The sequence below is a fragment of the Echinicola arenosa genome (assembly GCF_014841125.1).
In the GTDB taxonomy this organism is placed as follows: domain Bacteria; phylum Bacteroidota; class Bacteroidia; order Cytophagales; family Cyclobacteriaceae; genus Echinicola; species Echinicola arenosa.
In genome coordinates this window covers 19,030-42,435 of sequence record NZ_JACYTQ010000005.1, presented here as the reverse complement: position 1 = coordinate 42,435, position 23,406 = coordinate 19,030, and the positions used below count along the sequence as shown (strand labels likewise).

At 39.6% G+C, this 23,406-nt stretch carries 20 protein-coding genes; 12 read left to right on the top strand and 8 right to left on the bottom strand.

Features of this window, described 5'->3' with window-relative positions:
- Positions 1–9 precede the first annotated feature (9 nt).
- Complete coding sequence (locus IFO69_RS14370; RefSeq protein WP_192010824.1) at positions 10–1,038, bottom strand: endonuclease/exonuclease/phosphatase family protein; 1,029 nt, start codon at positions 1,036–1,038, stop codon at positions 10–12.
- A 247-nt stretch (positions 1,039–1,285) separates the two neighbouring features.
- On the opposite strand from IFO69_RS14370, the gene IFO69_RS14365 reads away from it, so the two are divergent.
- Positions 1,286–2,707 carry a hypothetical protein gene (locus tag IFO69_RS14365; RefSeq protein ID WP_192010823.1) on the top strand — a complete coding sequence of 474 codons (1,422 nt, stop codon included), beginning with the start codon at positions 1,286–1,288 and terminating at the stop codon, positions 2,705–2,707.
- A 3-nt stretch (positions 2,708–2,710) separates the two neighbouring features.
- On the opposite strand, the gene IFO69_RS14360 is transcribed toward IFO69_RS14365, so the two are convergent.
- Entirely contained in the window at positions 2,711–3,391 is a 681-nt protein-coding gene (locus IFO69_RS14360) for a 2'-5' RNA ligase family protein (RefSeq protein WP_192010822.1), read from the bottom strand.
- 58 nt (positions 3,392–3,449) lie between these two features.
- Positions 3,450–4,496 carry a hypothetical protein gene (locus IFO69_RS14355; RefSeq protein WP_192010821.1) on the bottom strand — a complete coding sequence of 349 codons (1,047 nt, stop codon included), beginning with the start codon at positions 4,494–4,496 and terminating at the stop codon, positions 3,450–3,452.
- A gap of 306 nt (positions 4,497–4,802) precedes the next feature.
- On the opposite strand from IFO69_RS14355, the gene ygiD reads away from it, so the two are divergent.
- The 5 genes from ygiD (at position 4,803) to IFO69_RS14330 (ending at position 8,097) form a co-directional block, all read left to right on the top strand.
- Positions 4,803–5,639 (top strand): 4,5-DOPA-extradiol-dioxygenase, encoded by an 837-nt coding sequence (gene ygiD / locus IFO69_RS14350; RefSeq protein ID WP_192010820.1) that lies wholly within the window; start codon positions 4,803–4,805, stop codon positions 5,637–5,639.
- Positions 5,640–5,768: 129 nt separating this feature from the next.
- Positions 5,769–6,272: a DinB family protein gene (locus IFO69_RS14345; protein WP_192010819.1), complete on the top strand. Its 504-nt coding sequence runs from the start codon at positions 5,769–5,771 to the stop codon at positions 6,270–6,272.
- A gap of 261 nt (positions 6,273–6,533) precedes the next feature.
- Positions 6,534–7,061, top strand: a complete 528-nt coding sequence (locus tag IFO69_RS14340) for a hypothetical protein (protein WP_192010818.1) — start codon at positions 6,534–6,536, stop codon at positions 7,059–7,061.
- A 66-nt stretch (positions 7,062–7,127) separates the two neighbouring features.
- Positions 7,128–7,622 (top strand): glycosyl-4,4'-diaponeurosporenoate acyltransferase CrtO family protein, encoded by a 495-nt coding sequence (locus IFO69_RS14335; protein WP_225444150.1) that lies wholly within the window; start codon positions 7,128–7,130, stop codon positions 7,620–7,622.
- Positions 7,623–7,731: 109 nt separating this feature from the next.
- Entirely contained in the window at positions 7,732–8,097 is a 366-nt protein-coding gene (locus IFO69_RS14330; RefSeq protein WP_192010817.1) for a lipocalin family protein, read from the top strand.
- A 59-nt stretch (positions 8,098–8,156) separates the two neighbouring features.
- On the opposite strand, the gene IFO69_RS14325 is transcribed toward IFO69_RS14330, so the two are convergent.
- From IFO69_RS14325 to IFO69_RS14305, 5 genes are all read right to left on the bottom strand, one after another.
- Positions 8,157–9,020, bottom strand: coding sequence for an endonuclease/exonuclease/phosphatase family protein (locus IFO69_RS14325; protein WP_225444149.1), 864 nt, complete (start codon positions 9,018–9,020; stop codon positions 8,157–8,159).
- Between the two features lie 379 nt (positions 9,021–9,399).
- On the bottom strand, positions 9,400–10,263 hold the full coding sequence (locus IFO69_RS14320) for a transglutaminase family protein (RefSeq protein ID WP_192010816.1): 864 nt from the start codon (positions 10,261–10,263) through the stop codon (positions 9,400–9,402).
- Positions 10,253–10,996, bottom strand: coding sequence for a peptidase (locus IFO69_RS14315; protein ID WP_192010815.1), 744 nt, complete (start codon positions 10,994–10,996; stop codon positions 10,253–10,255). The genes IFO69_RS14320 and IFO69_RS14315 overlap by 11 nt, the downstream gene beginning before the upstream one ends.
- Entirely contained in the window at positions 10,996–11,976 is a 981-nt protein-coding gene (locus IFO69_RS14310; RefSeq protein WP_192010814.1) for an alpha-E domain-containing protein, read from the bottom strand. Before IFO69_RS14310 ends, IFO69_RS14315 begins: the two co-directional genes overlap by 1 nt.
- Positions 11,977–11,982: 6 nt before the next feature.
- On the bottom strand, positions 11,983–13,410 hold the full coding sequence (locus IFO69_RS14305) for a circularly permuted type 2 ATP-grasp protein (RefSeq protein ID WP_192010813.1): 1,428 nt from the start codon (positions 13,408–13,410) through the stop codon (positions 11,983–11,985).
- Between the two features lie 345 nt (positions 13,411–13,755).
- Between IFO69_RS14305 and IFO69_RS14300 the strand changes: the two genes are divergently transcribed.
- The 6 genes from IFO69_RS14300 (at position 13,756) to IFO69_RS14275 (ending at position 23,374) form a co-directional block, all read left to right on the top strand.
- A complete protein-coding gene (locus IFO69_RS14300; RefSeq protein ID WP_225444148.1) occupies positions 13,756–14,436 on the top strand; it encodes an RNA polymerase sigma factor in 681 nt (226 codons plus the stop codon).
- Between the two features lie 348 nt (positions 14,437–14,784).
- Entirely contained in the window at positions 14,785–15,828 is a 1,044-nt protein-coding gene (locus IFO69_RS14295; protein WP_192010812.1) for a FecR family protein, read from the top strand.
- Between the two features lie 43 nt (positions 15,829–15,871).
- Complete coding sequence (locus IFO69_RS14290) at positions 15,872–19,246, top strand: SusC/RagA family TonB-linked outer membrane protein (protein ID WP_192010811.1); 3,375 nt, start codon at positions 15,872–15,874, stop codon at positions 19,244–19,246.
- A gap of 12 nt (positions 19,247–19,258) precedes the next feature.
- Positions 19,259–20,890 (top strand): RagB/SusD family nutrient uptake outer membrane protein, encoded by a 1,632-nt coding sequence (locus IFO69_RS14285; RefSeq protein ID WP_192010810.1) that lies wholly within the window; start codon positions 19,259–19,261, stop codon positions 20,888–20,890.
- Between the two features lie 32 nt (positions 20,891–20,922).
- The gene (locus IFO69_RS14280; protein ID WP_192010809.1) at positions 20,923–22,050 is read left to right on the top strand and encodes a SusE domain-containing protein; all 1,128 of its coding nucleotides are present in this window, start codon (positions 20,923–20,925) and stop codon (positions 22,048–22,050) included.
- A gap of 169 nt (positions 22,051–22,219) precedes the next feature.
- Positions 22,220–23,374: a glycoside hydrolase family 76 protein gene (locus IFO69_RS14275; protein ID WP_192010808.1), complete on the top strand. Its 1,155-nt coding sequence runs from the start codon at positions 22,220–22,222 to the stop codon at positions 23,372–23,374.
- The last annotated feature ends 32 nt before the right edge of the window (positions 23,375–23,406 follow it).

The following is a 23,406-nucleotide window of genomic DNA, read 5'->3' as shown; positions in this document are numbered from 1 at the left end:
TAACTTCTTTCAAGCAGGTTTATACTTAAAAATGGCCTTTACCACACCGTGATCTGAGGTGCCTGTTTCTTTGTGGTCTTCATCGACCAAATGGTCATTGAAGATTTGCATCTCTTTAAAGACCCAAACTCTTTTTTTAGAATTGTCATAGAATTCTTGTGAAACCAAGATATGGTCCAAAGATTCCCGGATCTCTTGGTGGATATGGGTATAATAAACATCCCTTAAGCTTCTGTATTCCTGCAAAGTGGCGACAGAGTATAAGTCAGCATCACCGCCACCAGTGGATAGGCCCTGAAGATAGCGAGGTTGTCCGGTCACAATATTGATGGTGTTACTGAGCTGGGCGTCATTCATATCTCCAATGACGATGACGGGCAAATCATTACCCTTGGTTTTGTCCACAATGATCATCCGCATGGCACAGGCCTCCGCGGTCCTTCTGATGGTTGAAAGGGTGGCTCCCAAGCTTTCATTATGGTTAATATAATAGTCGTAGTCGTCCCGGTACCAGCCCTCTCGATAAACAGCAGTGGGGGCTTTGGATTTAAAGTGGGAAACAAAAATGGATACTGGGTCACGGTCTTCCCTGATCTTTACTTTAAAGCTAAGAACTGGTCTGGAAAAGCTATGGATATTGACACTTATGTCAGGTGTTTGGGCATCATCACCTGAGCTTTCTAGGGTGAATTTATCTGGAAAGTCGGTGATCCATTCTGGTTCACCTTCCAATAGACCTTTTCTTACAGCCGCAGCACAGACAATTTTATTTCCGCCATGGTCTGGAGGACTGAGTAGGTCATAGTCTGCCTCCAAGCCTGTAAGTGCAAATGCTTCTTTTAAGGCATCAACATTCCAAAGTTCCTGAAACCCAAAAATATCTGCTTGGGTTGCTTTCAAAATATTAGCGGTCCAAATGATTTTTTTGGTGTATTGTTCAGTGGTCCAGCCATCATAATCACGGTACATGGGCTTCCCTGGAAGGTTGAGGTTGTAAAGGTTGAAAGTAACCAGACTGAGTTCTCTTAGATTGGGCATGATATTTTGCGTTGAAGTGAAAAGAGTATGTGTGAAAATCAGAAAAGTTGGTGCTTTTGTCAAAGCAATTTACAAAATAAACAGTCCAAATTAAATACCGTGTTTCAGGTATTTCGATATTAAATTATTGTTAATCAGTGATTTGTTTAAAGATGTAGTATTTGATCTGAATTTAATATTATTATTAGTGTAGTTATATAGAATGTAATTATATTTATATGATTTGTTTGATATAAATACTTGCCATATGCGTATACTTAGCCTCTATTTTGTGTTATTCGTATTTTTATTTGGTTGTAACGGCGAGGATGAATTTGGTGTGTCAATTCCTGAAAAGTTCGAATTGGTCACTAATAAAAATATCCTTTGCTTAGGAGAAAGCATCACGTTTTATCTTAGTTCTGGAGACTCTATAATCAATTCTGAAAAGGTTCATTTTAGTATAGAACCATCAATTGGTTTGATTGATGAGAATGGGGTGTATACAGCTCCTGTATCACTTGAAGAAAGTGTTCAAATATCAGTTAGAGCCAATCTAGGGCAAGAGGGTGACTTTAGAGAGGCAGTTTTGCAACTTGATGCAAATTCCTTGGAGGATCAAATCATTTTTGCAAATAAGTTTTCAAACTTACTGATTGGAGGAAAGGGTTTTTTGGTTCCGTTTGGGGAAGGGATTGCCTTTTCCAATACCCAAAAAAAATATGATAACAACTCCGAATTAAAGATTTTTCTTGGAAATGACTCAGGGAAAGAGTCTTTCGTGCTTTCTGAAGAAGGAGCTGGTTTTTATGAAACAGCAGTAAAATTTAAAGAGCACCTGTTTGTTGGAGGAATGACGATTGTTAACAGTCAGATTCAAGGGGTGGTGAGGAAAATTGATAAGTTGGGAAATATAAATTGGGAAAAATTGATGGTTGATAGAAGCATTCAGGATATTTATATTGATAATGGTGGTGTTATTCATGTCCTAAGTTCCGGCGTGGCTGAAAATGAAGAAGATGGTAGGGTAGTAAACCTGATGAAGTTGGATCAATTTGGAAATGAATTGTACCAAGCAAATTTAGATCAGCCAATATTGGGCATGGCAATTGGAAAATCGGGAGAGGTCTTCAAGCTTTATAACAATGATGGAGTTTATCTCTCCAAAGTAGATCAGGATTTAAAAGAAGAGTCTTGGAAAATAAAGGTTCACGATCATAGGGAGTTTTCTCATTACCGAATGGTTCAAGTAAGTAAGAGTGGAGAAATATGGGTGTTTACGGGTAAGAACCCTGCTAATAAATATTCTTGGGCATTAAATCGATACTCTGTAGAGGGGGAATTAATTACCAAAAAGGTATATAGCTCTAATGGTAGATATAGGGATGTTCAATTGATAGATGTTAATATCTTGGAAAATGGAGATGCGCTATTGACAGGATGGGGAGAAGCTCATAATGATAATCTTATTACTTGCCGTGTAATCTTAATAGACTCAAATGGAGATATCAAATGGGAATGGAAGAATAATGGAGCGGATGGAAGTTGGGTATCAGGGATCGCTGCAATAAAGAATGACAATGGCTATTTGATCTATGCCAATGTAGTATCTGAGGAGGCAAGTACAGATTTATTTTATCAGTTGAATGAAGAAGGGAAGTTAAGTCCTTGCGCTCAAGAAGCTAGCTAAAAGCTAAATTAAAAGCTTTGTCAGTAACTTTACTTTGCTATCCCTTTGGTACCAATCATTGTATACCAATTCCAGAGAATCAACCGTGAAACTTCCGAAATCATGATCCTTGTATTGCTCGATCTTAGCAATGAGTTGCTCTTTACGCAGAAGCGGAGAAGAGAAGCGCATAATGGTAGAATGGGCTGTTTGTATGGCGTACCTTTTGTCCAGACTTTGTTCTAGGTCAGCACCTTTAAAATTATCACGTAACTGATTTCTAAGCTGCTGTAAGGTATTGTTTTCAGGGTAGCCTTTAACCAAAATTCCTGCTGGACTAAAGGTACCCCCCTTAAGTTTAATCTTAAATGGCTGAACACCTTTCAGACTTTTTTGTACTAATTCAATATAATCTGGAACGCGAATATTTTTAAGTTCAAACCCAACGTAGCAGGAAATAATGGACAATACGGTCATATGAAGATCTGAATCCGGGTAGTAGTATTGATCTGGTTCCAGACCTTTTAAAATAACTAAAAACTTTTGGATCTGACCTTTGGTTTCCAAACTTGGTCGGGCAAGCAAGGTTAATCCCCTGCGACTGTCGGACGGGGATTGTATTTGCTTATCGATCTCATATTGGTCAGTTTTGACTTTGATCAGGGAATTTTCAAAAAGTTGGTCGTAATGTTTGTTCAAATCCATAATGGTCCACTTTCCGAATTGCTAGATTGATTTCAATCCAAAAGGTAAGTGAAATAATTTATTCTATAAGTTTAAAGGTCTCGAACATTTCTTTAAGTTCTTCCCAAATGCTAATGGCTGCTTTAGATTGAGGACTCCATTGGATTTGCAATTGGTAGAAGTGCTTCTCATTTTCAAATAATCGGTTCATCCTATAGATAGAGATGTGTTGTGTTTCTCCACTGATGGCAATGTTTTTAATTGAATTGGTAGAGCTCCAAAGGATAGAGTCTTTTCCGCTGACAAGTTGATCCAACCCCTCGCCGAGTGTTTTTTGAATGGAATTATATAGGTTGGGTAAATTTGGCTCAAAAAGCGTATCGAGACTTTTTTTCTTGTCCATTACCTGGATGATAAAGCTATTGGAAAACATCATGTTCTGGACTTGAAGCTGTCCATAAAACAAGTCATACCGGAGCTTTTGTTGTTCTTCTTCGGTGAGAGGATTTCCGTCATTGGCCTTTTGAAATTCAGAAAGCCTAATGATGTATTTTTCGATCATATCTGTGGTGGAGGCATCTGTAAAATTGATTTCTAAAGGCTCTCCATACTCAAACATCACTGTTTCTGATTGGATCAACATATTTCCAAAGGGCATCAAGGAGCTGTTGGCTTCAATTGTGGGCCACTGCTCTTCTTGTATTGCTCCTAATTTCAATAGGTATTCTTTATTGCTGAGGTACAACGGATCTTTCCAGTTTTTGAGTTGGGGGCGTTTTAAAGAAAACCCCAGTTTGTTGTCCACGAAATTCAGCTCTGTGTTTTCCGGAGCAGGTGCAGTAGGTGGTTTGTGGGTGTCTATATCAATAACCTTGGAGCCAAACTTAATTTCTTCTTTGGTGGTGTCTGAATTTCTTTGGTGGTAGCGATCGATAAAAACGCCTATTACGATGATGACTAAAAAGATCAACATAAAAACCGGATACCAACTCGACATCGGGTGATCTTTTGGAGTCAGGTTCATTGCCAAAATGATGATGGCTTCTCCGACCAAAACCACCAGGCCTAAAAGTTTGAGCCAGTCACTAATTTCTGACAAAATGGAAGCTCTTTTTTCCTTTTCCATAGCTTTTTATTTTGGGTAAATTAAAATTATAATGGCGTGCTAAGATAAAAGTTGGTTAACTATAGTTTCTGAAAATGAGGTTTTTAACTATTTAGTAAATATAATTAATTCAAAGAAGAAAAAATATTTGTATATACACGTATTAGGGGAATTTTCTGATGGATAATTTGTTTGAAATATGACATCAAGGTATTACCATTCATATAAATCATTTAAAGTAATTTTGGTTTATGAAATATTACCGTTTGTCTAGATGTAGAAATGGATAGGTCCCAATGATTTCCTAAAGGATATTTAACATTGATCATGAAAAATTTATCTGACTTTAAGTACTTTACCGACACACTCGATGAAAATGGCCAGTTGATGCCGGTTCTTTTTATCGGACATGGTTCACCGATGAACGGTATTGAAAGCAATACATTTAATGATTATTGGAGTAGGTTAGGGCAGGAGATTCCGACCCCAAAAGCAGTCTTGGTTATATCGGCTCATTGGCTGAGCAAGGGGACAAGAATTACGGCGATGGATTTTCCTAAAACCATTCATGATTTTGGTGGTTTTCCCCAGGCCCTTTTTGATGTTCAGTACCCGGCACCTGGAGACCCTGATTTGGCAGAGTTTACGGCAAATCAAGTTCAATCTACAAAAATAGATTTGGATCATGAGTGGGGCTTGGATCATGGCACTTGGACGGTTGTTCGCCATATGTATCCAGCAGCAAATATTCCTGTTTTGCAGTTGAGTATAGACTATTACCAATCTCCAAAATATCATTATGAGTTGGCCCGAGAACTGTATCAGCTAAGAAAAAAAGGGGTGTTGATCATCGGAAGTGGTAATATGGTCCATAACCTAAGAATGGTTGCATGGAACAAATTAAACGAGCCAGAATACGGTTATGATTGGGCAATAGAGATGAATGATACGTTTAAGAGTTTGATTTTGGAAGGAGATCACAGCGCTTTAATTCAATACGAGAGATTAGGAAAATCAGCTCAGCTGGCCATTCCAACACCAGACCACTATATTCCTTTGCTGTATATCTTGGGGCTAAAAGGAAGTCAAGATGAGCCCCAATTCTTTAATGATAAGGTGGTTGGGGGATCCTTGACCATGACCTCGGTGATGTTTGGGAAGTGATTTAAAAGAGCGGTTTTCCAATAATTTTTCAACCATTAAAAATTCTTAATCCCTACTGACATAGGGCTGTCACTGTGTGATGTTTTCTTTGTAATAGATCTTGATTTTAAATCTTTTAACAACATCATTATGAAAACGCAATCAGTTACAGTAGAGCAATCATTATTTATTTCCACAGAAGCCATGTTGAAACACTGGCAAGGCCACAGAAATTTGACCAGGAGGGTAATTGAAGCTTTTCCCGAGGAAAAACTTTTCAGCTATAGTATCGGTGGAATGAGATCCTTTGCAGATTTGGCCATGGAAATGATCGACATAGCAGTGCCAGGTGTAGAGGGCTTGGCCACAGGTAATTGGGAGAAAGTAGAGGAGTTTGATCATTCCAAATCGATGCCAAAAACGAAGGAAGGACTTTTGGAACTATGGGATAAGGTAACCCAAATTATTGATGAAACATGGCCTAAAATTACTTCTGATAGGTTCCAAAAGGTAGAAATAGCATTTGGTCAATATGAAAATACCAATTACAATACCTTGCTCTATTTTGTTGATAATGAAATTCACCATAGGGCACAAGGCTATGTGTATTTGAGGTCTTTGGGCATTGAACCTCCATTTTTCTGGGAGAGGTAATTTGCAGGAGTAATGAGTATTAAGTAATTAGTCTTGAGTTAAAACATTTTGCTTGCCTCCAATATCAGGAGCAAGCAAATGTTTTTTTGATTAATTAGTCCTGAATAATCAGTAGTGAGTTTTGAATTACATTTGTTTGTCTCTTCCCTGTAGAAAGGAGACAAATGGATTTATATATTTTGTTTAATGGTCAAACAAAATGCTACTTTTTGATTTATCTTAGTCAATTAGTCAAATTAACATAAGTAGATTATTTTTAAAATGAATTTAGCACAGCACTGCAAACTTTGTGACTACAGTCAATATGATATTGAAAAAGGATTTTTTTGTGGAATAACCCAATCAAAACCTGATTTTAAAAAGAAATGTGCTGAAATAAAGTTTGATGAAAAATACAAACAGCTGATTCGTGATATAAATATTGAACACCATTTGGTCAAATCTTCCAAGGCTTTGACCATTGGGAATTTGATTGTTTTCCTACTTATTGCTATTGCCTTTTTGGCTGCTGGCTTTTGGTATGGGACAATGGCCTGGGACAAAGGAATTGTTGCAACAGTTCCTTTTATTATAGGAGGAATAGGTTTTTTGGTACTACCTCTTGCCACAGGTCCTGTCTACAAATACAAGAGGGATATGGCCGTTGCAAGGGAGAAAAAGGAAAGATTGGATCGTTTACTAGGAGTGTATAATATTTCTTACGAGATTGAAATTACAGTTAGGAAGGATTTACATGGAAATAAAGAGTTCGACACCAAACTGGAATTTACAAGAAAACACTACAGATAGCTGAAAACCCTGAAGAAAATACTGTTCACTCTATTTTCTCTTTTTCTATTTTATAGAACAGGGGATATGATGCAGCAGTTTATGGGAGATCCTACCATTCTTTATTCTTTGACGGAATCGGTTATTTTGGCTTTTCTATTGACCTTGTTTGTCACTGGAGGTTTTGCATTTTTGGGCTTTGTTTTTACCACCAGTAAACTTTTGCCCGAGCAGTACTATACCATCAAACGACCTAAAAAACTGACAAGAATTTATCACAAGTTAGGGGTTCGGCATTTTAGATTGATTATTGTATTGGCCTTTTGGGGCACTACAAAAAACAAGAAAAGATTTTTTGATGGCACAAAATCAGGCTTAAAACACTTAGTTGTGATGTCCAAGCAAGCTGAGTTTGGGCATTTTGCTGCTTTTTGGTTAATCTTTTTGTTATCCATCCTGTTGCTGTGGAAAGGCTATTATTTGATAGCCGTAATAGCCAATCTGATCAATGTGATTGGAAATTTGTATCCAGTGATTCTTCAGCGCCACCATAGAATGAGGTTAGATCGACTTAATGGCTAAATGAAAATTCAATAATGGGAAAATTATAATGTAGCTCAAGCTTAGCTTTGTTTTTACAAATGCTTATATTACAGAGAAATAGGTTCTACCAAATGCAAGCAAGTTTGATATGAAAAAGATTATTTTAATTTCCATGGTTCTTTTTTGGGCTTTCTCGGCCCAGGCACAAACAGAGGAGTTGTTGATCGGTAAGTGGAAGTTGGAAAAATGGACGAAAAAAGGAGAGGAGCAAGATATTGTTTCCAAATTTAAGACTGATGAGGTTTATCAAGTATTTGAAGGGGATGCTAAATTTAAGAGCCTTATAGGAGACAAGGAGACCAAAGGTAGTTGGAAGCTTTCCAAAGATGAAAAATCGCTAACGATTTCCGTGATGGTCGTTAAGGCAAAATTTGATATTGAATACATTGATGACAAAAAAAGGGTGATCTCCTCGAAACAAGGAACTTTTGAATATAAGAAAGTTGAAGATTAGCATAGTCAAAAAATGTAAAAAACGAAGCGCCAAAGTTTTAACTGTGGCGCTTCGTTTTTTTATTGCCATTCAATAACAGCCATCACAGGGAAATGGTCTGATGGATAGCGGTTATGGTAGGTGTCCGTTAAAACCCCGTACTTTTTGACATGAAGGAATTCGCTTACAAATACATGGTCAATCCTTCTATCAGTTGTTTTGGAAAGGTCAAAACTATTGAAGGTACCATTATTGGCATAGCGTAGGTCAGTTGCTTCATAGCAGTCTTTAAGCTCTTTGGAATCTCTCAAAAGCAGGTAAGCCGGATTGTCCTGATCCACATTGAAATCCCCTGTCAACATTACAGGAATTCCAGACTTATCCGCCTCCTTGATCTTGCTAAGAATCAGTTTACCACTTTCCTGACGAGCTTCCACTCCTACATGGTCAAAATGGGTATTGAAGAAATAGAACTGTTTGCCGGTTGCCTTATCTTCCATTTTGGCCCAAGTGCAAATTCTAGGAAGGGCCGCATCCCAAGCTTTATTAGGTTTGCTGGTGTCTGTTGAAAGCCAAAAAGTATCACTTTCTAACACTTTAAATTTTTCTTTATTGTAGAATATGGCAGCATATTCACCTTTTTCCTTTCCATTATCTCTTCCCACACCAACATAGCCGAAATCTTTTAAATTTTCATTAAGGTATTCCACTTGATGGTGAAGTCCTTCTTGGATTCCGAAAATGTCAAAGCCATGAAATTGGATTAAGTTAACGACTACTTCTTTACGGTTGTCCCAGTTATTAGGAGCATCTCCAGGATTATCATAACGAAGGTTAAAGGTGGCCACAGTGAGGTCATTGGTTTGGGCTTGGGCAGAGAAGGTAGTCATCAGGATTCCCAGCATAATTGCTACTAGAAATGGTTTGGTTTTGAAGAAATTCATTGTTTAGTTTAAGCTTTTTAGGTTTCAATGATTTGATATAATTGGGAGCAATAATGCTCAGTTTAACAAGAGAATAAATACAGGTGACTTCCTTGAACACCAGTGTTTATTCCAATTTTTAACGACGAATTACCATCCGGGATTTTGTCTCAGCCCAGGATTCATCAAAAGATCGTTTTTTCTTTCCATTCTCTAGGTAGGTGGTTTAGCCAGTGTATTTCACCTTTGGTTTCCGGATAGTTACATTTGGGGACAATTGATCAGCGATGAGGATGATTAGATGATGGATTTTTCATCAAATGTAAAACGAAGTAAAGGAATCTGGAGTGGAAGAGGGGTTAAGAAAATGTTAATAATAATTCCTGGTCAGGTGTTAGGACTAAACTTCTTTAATTTCCACATAGCTTTCCAGTTTTGAGCTGGTGGCCCCAATGAAGCTGCCGACTACTGGTAAAGTAAGTTCTGGAAGGAAACTGGCAGCCAAAGGTATATAAAAGGCATCAGTCAATAGGCCCAAGCTAGGATCCAAGCCAATCCAACCAGCTCCCGGACAGAATGCTTCTACCCAAGCATGGAGTTCATGGTTTTCCTCCAATTTAGGATTATAGGCATAGCCGCTGACGAATCTGCTGGCCAAACCTTCGCTCCTCAGGATATTGATGAGCAGCCAAGCCAAGTCCCTGCAGGACCCTTTGGCTTCATTGAGGGTTTTTTCCGGTGCCCAAATACCAGGAGCCTCTCGAATAATGTGTTTGCAAAGTTGATGTACATAGGCTGTCAAATCCACTAAAAAAGAAACTGTGTCCTGACTTTTAGACTTGAATTCCTTGGCCACTTCATTGATTTCAGGTTTGTCGGCATTGTTGAGAAAAGGAAGAAGAAAAGGCTGCTTTTCGGGAGGGTAGTTGAAAGTAATTTCCCCTACATTATTTCTCAGCTCAAAAGTTTTATCGATAATAAACTCAAACGGATTGAAGTCAGCAGTACTGATATTGGTTTCAATGTCTATTTCCAACTTATTAGTGGGTTGGGAAAACCAAACCTGCTGGAATAGGTTACCTTCCATGTCCAAACGATTGTTTTCTCCTTGTGGCTGAGGAAACACTTGGGATTCGTAAGATAAAATGTGAAAATACCTTCTTAAGGAAGGGGAAAGCAATATTTTTTGCGGACTGAGCAAGGCATTGTTGTCATAGGTATAGACAGTTTTGTGTCGGATATTTAGTTTTTTTTCAGTACTCATCTATCTGCGCCTCATTTTTTAGAAATGCCTTATTCAATACCTCAGCAGGAAGTTCAGTAATGGCTTTTCTGAGTCTGTTATTCCAAAAATCAGAAATATGTATCAATTCATTTTGTTCAAATCGCTGTTCCTTGATGTAAAATCCATCATTTTCCATCACTACCGTATCTATTGGAAAATCAACATCATTGGCAGAAATCCTGGTCGCATCAAAAGCCAAAAAGGCACTTTTGATAGCAAAATCCAATGTTTCGTCATAGGAGAGGGATCTTCTCAATACTGGGTTTCCAAAGCCAGTATTCCCGATGATGACAAATGGAGTTCCTTTTTTTATTTCGATCCAATTTCCTTGAGGGTATAGCAGGTACAGTTTGGGCTCTGAATCATCCTCCAGTTGCCCGCCAATAATGCTATGAAGGTTAAAATGAAGGCCTGATTCCTCCAGACTGTCCTTGTCCTCTTTGGCCACCCTTTTAATTTGATTGCCCAGTTCATTAACAGTCTTATAAAGTTTGTTGAAGTTGTCATCTTGCTGTTCAATAACCTCGTTAAAGTAGGTAATGGCCTTGTCTCTAACAGACCGCAAGCCTGAGGTCATGATGAAGAACGAATGTTTTTTTTTGTTAACCACAAATACCTTCTTGGAAGTAGTGGTTTCAGATCCGCTGGTAATACGTGTGTCGGATAGTCCCACAATACCGTGCTTTGTTTTTATCCCTAAACAAAATGTCATTATTCCTGCTGTTGTTGTTGAATATTATAATCCTTATTAATTTGGAAAAAAATTGACTGAATTTCGTCAGAAATATTATTTATTTTTTGTTGTAAATCATCAATGGATTCATGAAGCCCTATTCCTATGATGTCTGAAACCTCACTAAACCCCAGCTTGGACCGGAGCGCACCGATGGCTTTTTCTGCCTTATTATGAAACTCGTTGTCCTTTGAGCCAGAGATCATATGTAGGCAATCTTCTGCTTCTTTGAGACAAAAGTAAATGGAACGGGGAAATCTTCTGCTAAAAATCAAAAAATCCACTACACCGTTAGCCTGGATCTTTCCATGAATCCTTCTGTATGTATTAAAGCCAGTAACTGATTTTAGTAAGGCTGTCCAGTGCAGGAAATCTAATGGAGAGCCTACTTCTTCTGGGGTAGGGAGCAACATATGGTATTTCACGTCCAAGATTCTACTGGTTTTATCTGCCCGCTCAAGATACATGCCCAGTTGTTTCCAGTACCAACCTTCGGTTCGGGCAACAGTACTTTCGGTAAGGCCATAAAGAAGCTGAATTTGGTTTTTGATTTTATCAAAAAAGCTTCTGGGGTCTTCTTTGTCCCAAATTTTTCGGGGTGTTGCTTTTTTAATAAAATGGTAAAGTTCATTGATTTTTTCCCATGTTTCTTTACTGAGGTTTTCCCTGACTATACGGGCATTTTCCCTGGCGTAGGTAATAGAAGAGATAATCGAGTTTGGATTGGAAGTATCCAGCGTAAGAAAATGAATGACACTTTTTTTGTCATATTCTTCATATCTCCCTGAATAGGATTCATGGTCACCTGTAGCAAAAACCAAAGGTTCCCATTGGGTCTTTAAGTCTGGAGGTAAGTCCAGCATGAGGTTGAAGTTTACATCGATAAAGCGGGCATAGTTTTCAGCCCTTTCCAGGTATCTGCCCAGCCAGTAAATTGAGTTAGCAACGCGACTTAACATAGAGAATTATTTATAGAGTACCCAAGTGTCTTTACTTCCGCCTCCTTGTGAGCTGTTGACCACCAGTGATCCTTTTTTTAGGGCGACTCTGGTCAATGCTCCAGGGACCACATCAATTTCCTCACCATAGAGAATGTAAGGTCTTAGGTCCACGTGTCGACATTCAATGGTGTTTTCGGTAAGTGTTGGCACGGTAGAGAGGGAAAGTGTAGGTTGGGCAATGTAGTTATTGGGATTGGATAAGATTAGTTTTTTGAATTTTTCATGCTCCTCAGGAGTTGATTTTGGTCCGATCAGCATTCCGTACCCTCCTGCGGCGTTGGTTTCCTTGATTACCAATTCTGCAATATTGTCCAAAACATATTGTCTTTCATCTGGCCTTCTGCAGAGGTAGGTAGGTACATTGTTGAGAATAGGTTCTTGATTCAAATAATATTTGATGATATCAGGGACATAGGCATATACTGCTTTATCGTCTGCGACACCAGTTCCCGGAGCATTGGCAAGGGCAATATTACCTGCTTTATAAGCTTCAAAGATCCCAGGAACTCCCAATAGAGAATTGGGATTAAAAATATTAGGATCAAGAAAAGTATCATCTATCCTTCTATAGATCACATCGATTTGCTGGTAACCATGAGTGGTTTGCATGTACACTTTATTGTTTTGAACAACAAGGTCCTCTCCTGTGACCAATTCAACACCCATTTGCAAAGCAAGGTAAGAGTGTTCATAGTAAGCAGAATTATATATTCCCGGAGTAAGTACGCCAACAACAGGCTTTTCCTTGTTACTCAGGTTTTGCAGCATTTGAAGCAATCGGACGGGATAATTGGAAACAGGCATTACACCTGTTTTATCCAAAATATCTGGGAATGCCCTTTTGATGATCTCCCTGCTTTCTAGCATATAGGAAACCCCAGATGGACAACGTAGATTATCTTCAAGGACAAAATACTCACCGCTTTTGTCTTTTATAAGGTCTGTTCCTGTAATGTGACACCAGATGCCCTTAGGGGGAGTAAGTCCAATACAAGGTGCCAAAAAATCCTTACTGTTAGTGATCAGGTCTTCTGGAACAATGCCATCTTTAAGGATAGCTTGTTCATTATAGATGTCCTGAATAAAATGGTTTAAGGCATTTACCCGCTGCTTAAGGCCAGCTTCTAATTGAAGCCATTCTGACTTGGGTATGATTCTCGGAATAATATCTAGATGAAGTATTTTTTCAAGTCCTTGGTCGTTGTCATAAACATTGAAAGTCATCCCCATGGACATTTGAGTTTTATTGGCCGAAAACTGGAGCTGTTTTAATTTTCGAGGTGCAGTCTTCTTTAGCAGTTTCTCAAAAACCTGATAATGGGCTCTACATTCTCCATTTTGAGTAAACATTTCATCAAAAAGGCCTGAGCATTGATAATTGGCTAAATCCATGGGTGTTTCGTGTTTAAATCTGTAAAAAATGGTTTAATAATTTACTAAAAATGCAACAGAAAACAAAATTCCTAAAAACTAAGCTTGCTAAATAACCCTTATTTTTTGAAAAATATGTTTTTTTTAAGAAGAATAGAATCAGGTGTCTACATATCGGAAAATGTATTTTATATTGTTTGAATTAGTAAAGAGTTGTTAGTTATATGGTGTAACTAAAATGGTTTAGCATTTTTAGTTTAGAAAATGAATTCTTATGTTTAGCGTTGTTTGTTCATAAATGGGAATGGCTAGTTAAATAGCTCTCTTAGAACAAATGTATCCAATAACAATAATCCTAAGCCTGAAATGATAGTTAAGAATACAGATGAAGATTTTCCAATTCCGGAGAATCAAATGCCATCTAATCATAAAAATGAGAAGATTAAACCTTATACTGATGAGGAAGTAGATGCATCTGTTTGGAAAGAGTTTCAACAAGGGAGTGAATTGGCTTTGGCAACTATTTTTAAAGTGTATGCAAACAAATTGTTTAATTACGGTCGGCAATTTACTCCTCATGAAGATGTTATTAATGATGCTATTCAAGACGTTTTTTATCAGTTGATCAAAAGCAAAAATCGAATCAGTGCTGCTAATTCCGTTCGCTATTATCTTTTTAGCTGCTTTAGAAGAAGGTTATTGCGTCTGCTAAAGCAACGAAGAAAACTAGCATGTGAAGAACTTTCAGATAAGGAAGGGAAGTTCTGGGTAAGTATTGACCCGGATTATCATTCCATACAGACGGTATTTACTATTGATCAGAAAAAGCTACTTGAGGAAGCATGCAATGAACTCCCTGAGAGACAAAGAGAGGTGCTTTCGTTATATTTTTTTGAGGGTTTGTCCTATAAAGAAATTGCAAAAATAATGGGGTTTTCTCAAGTGAAGTCAGCAAGAAAAATATTATACAGAGCTTTGGATAATCTTTATACTCGCTTAAGTAAGCATAAAGATTTAATAAAAATCATATTAGCTTTTTGGGGGTAGATGCTATTACTGTAATTAATGGAGTTTCTTTATAAAGGCCGTCTCAAAATAATTATAGGACTCGAAAAATACAATAAAATCAATTACGGCCTGAAATAGCTCTTAAATCAGTCGTTTTGCTAGTGTTTATGACTCTTCCAGATGGAAGACAGGTTCACCAAAGCGTTAATATGCCTCAGGCGCCAAACAGTCTGACTTTAGTGGACTTTCAAATCTCACTACAAAGCTTATTGCATTATATGTGTTTATTTTTTTAAATAAAGTGTTCACTACATGGGGTCACATTTTTAGGCATGGTCTCTTTTTAATTACAAGCATAAAAAGAACCTGAAATAAGCTATACAACAAATGAGTTTTGTCCCAAAAACGGAAGCAGACTTTTTGAAGCATCCACTTTTTCTTAAGTGGATAAAAAGTCCAAATGAGGAACTGGACAGATATTGGACAGTTTGGTGTGAGAAACATCCCGATAAAAAGGAGATGCTTTTAGCTGCAAAAGAGCTGTCCAAGTCTATAAAATGGAAAAACCAATATTCCATAAGCAGTGTGGATTATGACCGGATCTTGGATGATTTGATTCTTTTTAATGCGAAATGGGACCACCAAAAAAAAATAAAAAGAATTAATGACGATAGGAGTTTAGTTCAGGTAAAATGGTGGCTAACTGCTGCGGCTTCTGTGCTGCTTATCGGAGTGCTTGTATTCAATTTTTTCCATTGGGGCCAACCTTCCAAAGACCAAAGGTCTGAAATAACCTGGGTCAGTAAATCTGCTTCCAAAGGAGTGAAAAAAAAGATAGGATTACCGGATGGTTCTGAAGTAACCCTCAACTCAGCAAGTATTCTTCGCTATCCTTCCAATTTCAATGAAAACCGTATTGTTCAGCTAGAAGGCCAAGCCTTTTTTGAGGTGGTGAAAAATCCCGAATTGCCTTTTACAGTGGAGAGCGGAAAATTGAAGACGACTGTATTGGGTACCTCTTTTGATGTAAGTGCTTATCCGGAAGATTTGGGGTTTCATGTCGCAGTGGTTACGGGGAGGGTAAAAGTCGCGACTGAAAATGGTATGTCAGCTATCATTGACCCCACTGAAGCAACTTATTTTGATGTAAGAGAAATGTCACTTACAAAGGGGGCTTACGACTATAACCATTTGATTGGATGGAAAGACCGAATCCTGAAATTCCAAGAAACTCCTTACAACAATGTATTTGATCGCTTATCTAGGTGGTATAATGTGGATTTTGAATTTATAAACGGGACTGGCTATGATGGAAAATATAGCGGGGAATTTAAAAATGAAACGCTGGAGAACGTACTTAAAGGGATGGAATATTCGCTAAACTTTAATTATAAAATCGAAGATGGAAAAGTAATCATCAACAATAAATAAAATGAAGTATTACCAATTTTAATAACTAAATAATCCCAAAATAATGAAACAAAAAATACTCATTTTCAGGAGGAAGCTACTGTTGCGGTATATGCTCAGCCTGTACTTTTTGTCAGTTGGAGCATTGCAAAGCCAAGAAGCTTTTGCAAGTCAGCAGAAAGACCTAGAGAGCGTCTTTGTCACGATTGCTATGGATGATGTTCCTTTAGAAAAGGTGCTAAAGTCTATCGAACAAAAAACAGAATTTAGATTTGCCTATGATCTGGATCAAGTAAGGAACACGCCTTCTATAAGTATAGCTGCTAAGAACCAGTCTTTACTCTCAATTTTAGAAGATATTTCTTCCAAGACACGCTTGAAGTTCAAACAGATTAATAATACCATTCATGTATCAAGATCGATGCCTTTTGCGCAAAAAGATGATAGCCCATTTCAAATGGAAGTTATACAAGTGAGTGGAAGGGTAGTGGATGATAGTGGTGAACCTCTGCCAGGAGCCTCAGTAGTGCTAGAAGGAGAGCCAAATAAGGGCACAGTTACTGATTTAGAAGGAAACTATTCGATAGAAGCTTCCGAAGGGGCCACATTGGTATTTTCTTACATAGGTTTTGAATCGAAAAAGGTAGTCGTAGGATCGATGAATACCATCAATGTAACACTAAGTATGAGCACTTCATCACTTGAAGAAGTAGTGGTAGTGGGCTATGGCACTCAGAAAAAGCTCAGTGTGGTAGGGGCTGTAGACCAAGTAGGTCAAGAAAAACTGGAAGGCAGACCCGTAGCCACTATGAGTCAAGCATTGCAAGGAGTATCGGCGAACTTGATTGTTCAGCAACGAAATTCTGAGCCTGGAGCAGGGATTAACTTGAATATCAGGGGAATCAGTACATTGGGAGACAATAGTCCGCTGATCGTGATCGATGGCGTGATAGGTGGGGATATCAATCTGCTCAATCCGTCTGATATAGAAAGTGTATCGGTGTTGAAAGATGCAGGCAGTGCAGCAATTTATGGCTCTAGGGCCAACAATGGTGTGGTACTGATCACCACGAAACAAGGAAAGAAGAATTCTAAACCCAAAGTGACCTATAATGGTTTGGTGGGTGTCAATACCCCTAAATTCTTTACCGATCCTGTTCACGGCTATCAAAATGCCATGCTTAGAAATGAGTCTGCTTTTAATGCAGGTAGAAGTGAGGCGGTATTCAGTCCGGAAGAAATCCGTCAAATCAGGGAAAATGGGGATACGGAATGGTTTGCCAAAGAAATATTCAAAAATGCCCTACAGCAAAACCATAACTTATCGGTATCTGGAGGTAGCGAAAATTCGACCTACCTTGTTTCGGCAGGATATACTGATCAACGCAGCAATTTTGTTGGGCCTGAAAAAGGCTATACGAGATATAATTTCCGTATGAACCTTACCAATGAATTTGGAAGATTCAAGATGAGTTCAAGGTTAGCGTATACCAGAAGGTTGATCAAAGACCATTCTTTTTCCAGCGGTACACTCATGGCAGATGCGAACAGGGTTCCGCTTTATTACAACCAAAAAGACTCATTGGGGAGATATTTGACCAATGATATCCTTCAGGAGTTTAACCCGCTGGGCATCTTGGAAAAAGGAGGCTTCAGAGAACACACCGATGATAATGTATTTGGGAATATCAGTGGGGAACTTAAGCTGACCAATGACCTGAAAATGCGCGGGGTGTTTGGCTTTAATATGTATTCAAACAATATGTATGCTAGGACCTTGCAGGTAGATTTTTATCCTAGAGGAGTATATGGAGGAGATAGAAATACCACGGATGAAAACCGAAAAGGACTTGATCTCAATACACAGCTGATGATGCAGTACGATAAGGTCTTTTCCGAGTCTCATGAGATTGGAGCTTTGGTAGGTGTGTCCAATGAAAACCACAGTGATCGAGGGATTGGAATATATAAGCGTTTTACCGATCCTGAATTGGGAACGCCGGTTACAGAAACAGTCATCAATCCTGATTCTTATAATTCCAATCAAAGTTCATCTGAAAACAGTTTGAATTCCCTGTTTGGAAGGGTTTCATACGATTTTGAGAAAAAATATTTCGCAGAGTTAAGTTTCCGCTATGATGGTTCTTCCAAGTTCAGGGAAGGTAAGCGATGGGGCTTTTTCCCTTCAGCATCCCTCGGCTATCGTCTTTCAGAAGAGGCTTTTATGAGCGACTATCGAAATCGTTTCGGCGAGGTGAAGATTAGGTCTTCCTACGGGGTGTTGGGTAACCAAAACGTGGGTAATTACCAATACCAGACTACTTTCTTTACCTTCCAAAATGCCTATGGCTTTAACAATACTGCAGTGGGAGGTACAGGTTTTAATTATGCCAATCCAAATATTCAGTGGGAGCGGGCATCTACTTTCAATATCGGTGCTGACCTGGACTTCTTGGATGGGGCCTTGACCTTGAGTTTGGATTATTTTGATAAAGTAACATCTGATATTTTGGTGCCCCCAGCCGTACCAGGAGTGTTTGGGACATCCTTACCGGACTTTAACAGTGGAAAAGTGGGCAACAAGGGTTGGGAAATTACCACTACCTACAGACACCGAGGGGATTTGTTTGAGCATACTTTCTCATTTAATCTGGCCGATTCCAAAAACAAAGTATTGGACTTCCAAGGAGAAGAAAGACTGACAGGAATAGAAGAACTTCAAGTGCTGTTGAAGGAGGGCTATCCTTTCAATTCTTACGTGGGATTAAAGCGGGATGGCTATTTCCAGAATATTGATGAAGTTGAAAATGGAGCCAAGCCAGAAGGCCTGAACGTACAGCCTGGTGACAACCGCTATGTGGATGTAGATGGCAATGGTATCATCAACGATGATGATAAGTATGTGTTTGGCAATCCTTTCCCAAGAATGACCTTTGGATTGACTTATAATGTCCGTGTGAAGGGTTTTGACCTGAATGTCTTTGCGCAAGGTGTGGGGAGCAGAACTATGATGATCCGTGGGGAAATGGTGGAACCTTTCCATTATAATTACGGCATGACGATGTATGAGCACCAGTTGGATTACTGGACGCCTCAAAATCCAGATGCACGTTTTCCAAGATTGGCGGATAATGGTAGCCAGTCCAATACCAACAATTTCAGAAGAGGTTCTGACATGTACTTGTTTGATGCAGCCTACCTCCGTTTGAAAAACATACAGCTAGGTTATACGATTCCTAGGGGCTTGGCCGAAAAGCTGGGAATGCAAACTTGCCGTGCATACGTCTCTGGTCAAAATCTGTTTACCCTTTCCAAGGTGGATTTTGTGGATCCTGAATTGTCGGAATTTGACAACAGCATGAGAAGCGGTGGCGCCAATAGTGCCCGTGCTTACCCTACCATGGTGTATTACGGTTTTGGATTGGACATCACATTTTAATGAGCTCAAAAGATGAAAAAAATCAATAACTATACAATCATTCTATCGGCATGCTGTACCCTGTTTTGGACAGGTTGCAAAGAATTGGATTTGGCACCCGAAAATACCTTTACCGATTTGACTTACTGGACTTCGGAAGCCAAAGCACAAAGTATGCTGAATACAGCCTATTCGCAGATGTTTGACAGCAACCGCTTTTTTTATAATGAAGGAGCTTCAGACAATGCCTTTAATGGACGAGGAGACAATGCAGGAGCGGCTTCATTGGCCGCAGGAACCTACGACCCTTCACTGGGTCGTCTACAAAGCCAATGGGACAATAATTACAGCGCCATCAAAACCTGTAATATTTTATTGGAAAATATAGATAAGGTAGAAGACATGGATGAGAATGTGCGGGAGCGTATGAAAGCCGAAGCTCGTTTTATCCGTGCTTATCAGCATTTCCAATTGATGACCTGGTTTGGGGATGTGCCTTTGGTAGAAAGGGATATTACCATTGAAGAAGCCCAGACGATTAGCAGGACTCCCAAAAGCCAAGTGTTGGATTTTATCGTTAATGAACTGTCTGAAGTAAGTGGCATTCTTCCTACGCAACAGGAATTGCCTGCGGAAGAAAGAGGTAGGATTACCAGTGGTGCAGCGATGGCCCTTAAGGCCAGAGTACACCTTTATGAAGGAGAATGGCAGCAGGTCGTGGAAGCGACAGAACCATTGATCTTTGGTGATGATTTTGGCAGCTATGGTTTGTTCCCCTCTTATGAAGGCTTGTTTATGCCCGAAAATGAATACAATCAGGAAGACATCCTGAGTATGCAATATGTGCCACAGTTCCGCACTTGGGGGCAGTTTTTTGACATGGCTCCTTTATCTGCGGGAGCCCGTCTCAATGCCTTGGCTCCTACTCAGGAATTGGTCGATAGCTATTTGATGGAAAATGGCCTTCCAATTAATGATCCTAACTCAGGCTATGATGAAGGGAATCCTTATGTCCGTCGTGACCCAAGGTTGAAGGCTACTGTTGTCTATCATTTGTATGAATGGGAAGACAATGGAGAAACGCATACCATTTATATCGAGCCTGGAACTGATCCTGATGCATCTGCACCCGATGAGTATGTCCCTGGATCCTCGTCTACCACGACCGGTTATTATACCAGGAAGTACTTTGACCCTTCCCGTATCACACAGTTTGCCTCAGGGTTAAACTTGATGCTGTTCAGGTATGCGGATGTATTGCTCATGTATGCGGAAGCCAAAAATGAGTTGAATCAAATGGATCAAACTACTTGGGATGAGACCATTCGGGCCTTGCGGGAAAGAGTCGGTTTTGAAGCTTCGGCTGCCTTGGATTTTGATGCTGATTTGGGTCAAAATGGATGGAGAGAAGCGATCCGAAATGAGCGAAGGGTAGAATTGGCCATGGAAGGCTTGAGGATATTTGATATCAGGAGATGGCGCATAGCAGAAGAGGTGCTAAATGGTTGGGCACATGGTGCGCAATTTGGACCGCCCGCTGAAGATAATGGCTATCTCCGTGTCAATTTGAGATCTTTTGATCCTTCCAAGCATTACTTATGGCCTATTCCGCGTGATGAACGTAACCTTAACCCTAATTTGACCCAAAATACTGGTTGGGAATAAACCTGAACAATAACCTGAAAACAACAAGAAAAATGAAAAATATAAGTTATCAATTTCTTTCCTTAATAATGGTACTGATGGCCGTTTGGAGCTGTCAAGAAGACACAGAGATGCATACAGAGGTTAGTCCTGTAAAGACTTTGTATTCACCGGAAAACAATGCCTATATGAACTTGGGCGCACAGAGTTCAGCCATATTTGAGTGGGAAGCAGCAAAGGCAGCAGATAATGGTGTGGTACTTTATGATGTGGTTTTTGATGAAGAAGGAGGGGATTTTACCGAACCGCTTTTTGTGATGCCATCAGATGGCAGAGGAATGCAAAGAACCCTTACTTTGCCTTTTTCGGAATTGAATAAGATCGCAGAAATGGCAGGGATCCAGCCTGAGGGTGTGGGCAAGCTGCAATGGTCTGTCCAGTCTTCCAAGGGAATCAATGTGCAGGAAATTATGGATATCAGGACCATAGAAGTGGAAAGACCAGCTGGTTTCCCTGCTCCGGATGAACTATATCTTAGCGGTTCGGCCACAGAAGCAGGAGAGGATCTTTCCAATGCCATTTTGATGAAGAAGACGAGTGCCAATACCTTTGAAGCTTATACTTCTTTGAAGGCAGGATCCTACTTCTTTGCAGAGAGAAATTCAGGTGAGCCTGGTACTTATTATATCGAGGGAGAAAAGCTGAAAGCTGAAGGTGAAACAGAATACACGGGAGAAGAAAAAGTGTACAGAATCAGGGTGGATTTTTCAAACGGAACCACTGAGATCCATGAGATCGGCAATGTAGAACTTTGGTTTGCACCTGATGGGGCGTTTATTACCCAGTTGCCTTATGTTTCCAATGGTACCTGGTCAGTAGAGGATTTTCCTGTGGTATTTAAACAAGAAGGTTGGGGGAGAGATGAAAGGTACAAGTTCCGCTTTATGGTGACTGATGCAGAAGGCAATAGCTCGGAAGAATGGTTTGGCAGTACCAATGGTGATAACCAACGCCCTAATGAGTCCACAGGACCCGCATATTGGTACATGGTGCCCGTGACCAATGACCGTTGGAACAACTGCTTTAAGTTTGCTACAGAAGTGGACAACGCATCAGCAGATATTCAGATCATTTTCAATGCAGAAGTTTCTAACTATACCCATTCCGTGACCGTGGAATAAGTTTAGGGGAACTCAATAAACCGTCTTTGCAAAAAAATGACGAATCCATCCCGTGCACTAAAAACAGGATGGATTCACTTCACTATTGTTCCGTTCTCAATGACAAACAATGTGGATTTGATGTAGAGAAGGAATAAAACCTAATTATTGATTTGATAACAGCAAGAAAATGAAAACATATAAAATAGCCATATCGATACTGGCACTGAGCGGAATATTGTCCGCTTGTGTGGATAGTGATTTGGGGCCTTTGCGAAAGGATTTTGAACAGAATGAAGAGATCAGTTATGATTATGCGGCAACAGCTGATTCTATGCAAAACAGCACCTATTCGCTCTATATTGCCCAAGATGGTACCTTTAACTTTAATCCAGGAGGTGCCTATGGAAATTATTGGCCCAATGCCCACGCCCTGCATGTGTATGTGGATGCTTATACCCGAACGGGAAATGGTGCTTATTTGGACAAAATGAAGAAATTGCTTCTCGGCATCAAAGCTAGAAATGGCGGCACCTACTCAAATGTATTCAATGATGATATGCTTTGGCTAGGAAATGCCTGTGTCCGAGCGTACAATGCGACCGATGATGCTGAATATTTGGAGGTGGCAGAGTTCCTTTGGGATGATGTGCTCGAAAGTTACAGTGAAGTTTTTGGCGGAGGAATTACTTGGAAAAAGGACACGCCAAATCTTAAGAATGCCGTATCCAATGGTCCTACAATCGTCTTGGCTACAAGATTATATAATGTGACCCAGGACGAAAAATACCTGACCTGGGCGAAGGACCTGTACGAATGGCAAAAAGCCAATTTGGTAGATCCACAGACTGGTTTGGTTTGGGACCATATCGAACTACTGCAGGGAACGCCTACTGTCAAAAAGGATTGGATCTTTACCTATAATGCAGGAACTTGGATTGGGTCTGGACTTCGTTTGTTCCAAATTACCGGAGAAACAGGTTATTTGACTGATGCGCTTCAAACGGCCAAGTCGTCTATGAACAGGTCAGAACTGACCACGGACGGTGTTTTGAAGAGTGAAGGACAAGGCGATGGAGGTTTGTTTAAAGGGGTTTTTGTTAGGTATTTCACAGAATTGATTCAGGAGCCAGCAGTATCTGATGGCGATAAAGGGAATTTAGTGAATTTCCTGAAGTTCAATATTGAGACTTTCTATAAAAAAGGCTTACGCCGTCCAGATATGCTTTGTGGTCCAAACTGGAGAGCGCTCCCCAGTGATCAAACAGACCTATCCACACAGCTTTCGGGCATGATGCTGATGGAAGCAGCGGCCCTATTACAAGAAGAAGGTGTTTTGGAATAATTGGTTGAGCGATATCAAATCAAGCAACATGA

What these genes read in the sequence shown, in the direction of transcription:
- IFO69_RS14340 (WP_192010818.1), top strand. Translation starts at nt 6,534, where the DNA reads ATGAATTTAGCACAGCACTGCAAACTTTGTGACTACAGTCAATATGAT.
- IFO69_RS14310 (WP_192010814.1), bottom strand. Translation starts at nt 11,976, where the DNA reads ATGTTAAGTCGCGTTGCTAACTCAATTTACTGGCTGGGCAGATACCTG.
- IFO69_RS14290 (WP_192010811.1), top strand. Translation starts at nt 15,872, where the DNA reads ATGAAACAAAAAATACTCATTTTCAGGAGGAAGCTACTGTTGCGGTAT.
- IFO69_RS14320 (WP_192010816.1), bottom strand. Translation starts at nt 10,263, where the DNA reads ATGAGTACTGAAAAAAAACTAAATATCCGACACAAAACTGTCTATACC.
- IFO69_RS14295 (WP_192010812.1), top strand. Translation starts at nt 14,785, where the DNA reads ATGAGTTTTGTCCCAAAAACGGAAGCAGACTTTTTGAAGCATCCACTT.
- IFO69_RS14315 (WP_192010815.1), bottom strand. Translation starts at nt 10,996, where the DNA reads ATGACATTTTGTTTAGGGATAAAAACAAAGCACGGTATTGTGGGACTA.
- IFO69_RS14365 (WP_192010823.1), top strand. Translation starts at nt 1,286, where the DNA reads ATGCGTATACTTAGCCTCTATTTTGTGTTATTCGTATTTTTATTTGGT.
- IFO69_RS14280 (WP_192010809.1), top strand. Translation starts at nt 20,923, where the DNA reads ATGAAAAATATAAGTTATCAATTTCTTTCCTTAATAATGGTACTGATG.
- ygiD (WP_192010820.1), top strand. Translation starts at nt 4,803, where the DNA reads ATGAAAAATTTATCTGACTTTAAGTACTTTACCGACACACTCGATGAA.
- IFO69_RS14370 (WP_192010824.1), bottom strand. Translation starts at nt 1,038, where the DNA reads ATGCCCAATCTAAGAGAACTCAGTCTGGTTACTTTCAACCTTTACAAC.
- IFO69_RS14300 (WP_225444148.1), top strand. Translation starts at nt 13,756, where the DNA reads ATGATAGTTAAGAATACAGATGAAGATTTTCCAATTCCGGAGAATCAA.
- IFO69_RS14335 (WP_225444150.1), top strand. Translation starts at nt 7,128, where the DNA reads ATGATGCAGCAGTTTATGGGAGATCCTACCATTCTTTATTCTTTGACG.
- IFO69_RS14325 (WP_225444149.1), bottom strand. Translation starts at nt 9,020, where the DNA reads ATGAATTTCTTCAAAACCAAACCATTTCTAGTAGCAATTATGCTGGGA.
- IFO69_RS14305 (WP_192010813.1), bottom strand. Translation starts at nt 13,410, where the DNA reads ATGGATTTAGCCAATTATCAATGCTCAGGCCTTTTTGATGAAATGTTT.
- IFO69_RS14345 (WP_192010819.1), top strand. Translation starts at nt 5,769, where the DNA reads ATGAAAACGCAATCAGTTACAGTAGAGCAATCATTATTTATTTCCACA.
- IFO69_RS14360 (WP_192010822.1), bottom strand. Translation starts at nt 3,391, where the DNA reads ATGGATTTGAACAAACATTACGACCAACTTTTTGAAAATTCCCTGATC.
- IFO69_RS14285 (WP_192010810.1), top strand. Translation starts at nt 19,259, where the DNA reads ATGAAAAAAATCAATAACTATACAATCATTCTATCGGCATGCTGTACC.
- IFO69_RS14355 (WP_192010821.1), bottom strand. Translation starts at nt 4,496, where the DNA reads ATGGAAAAGGAAAAAAGAGCTTCCATTTTGTCAGAAATTAGTGACTGG.
- IFO69_RS14330 (WP_192010817.1), top strand. Translation starts at nt 7,732, where the DNA reads ATGAAAAAGATTATTTTAATTTCCATGGTTCTTTTTTGGGCTTTCTCG.
- IFO69_RS14275 (WP_192010808.1), top strand. Translation starts at nt 22,220, where the DNA reads ATGAAAACATATAAAATAGCCATATCGATACTGGCACTGAGCGGAATA.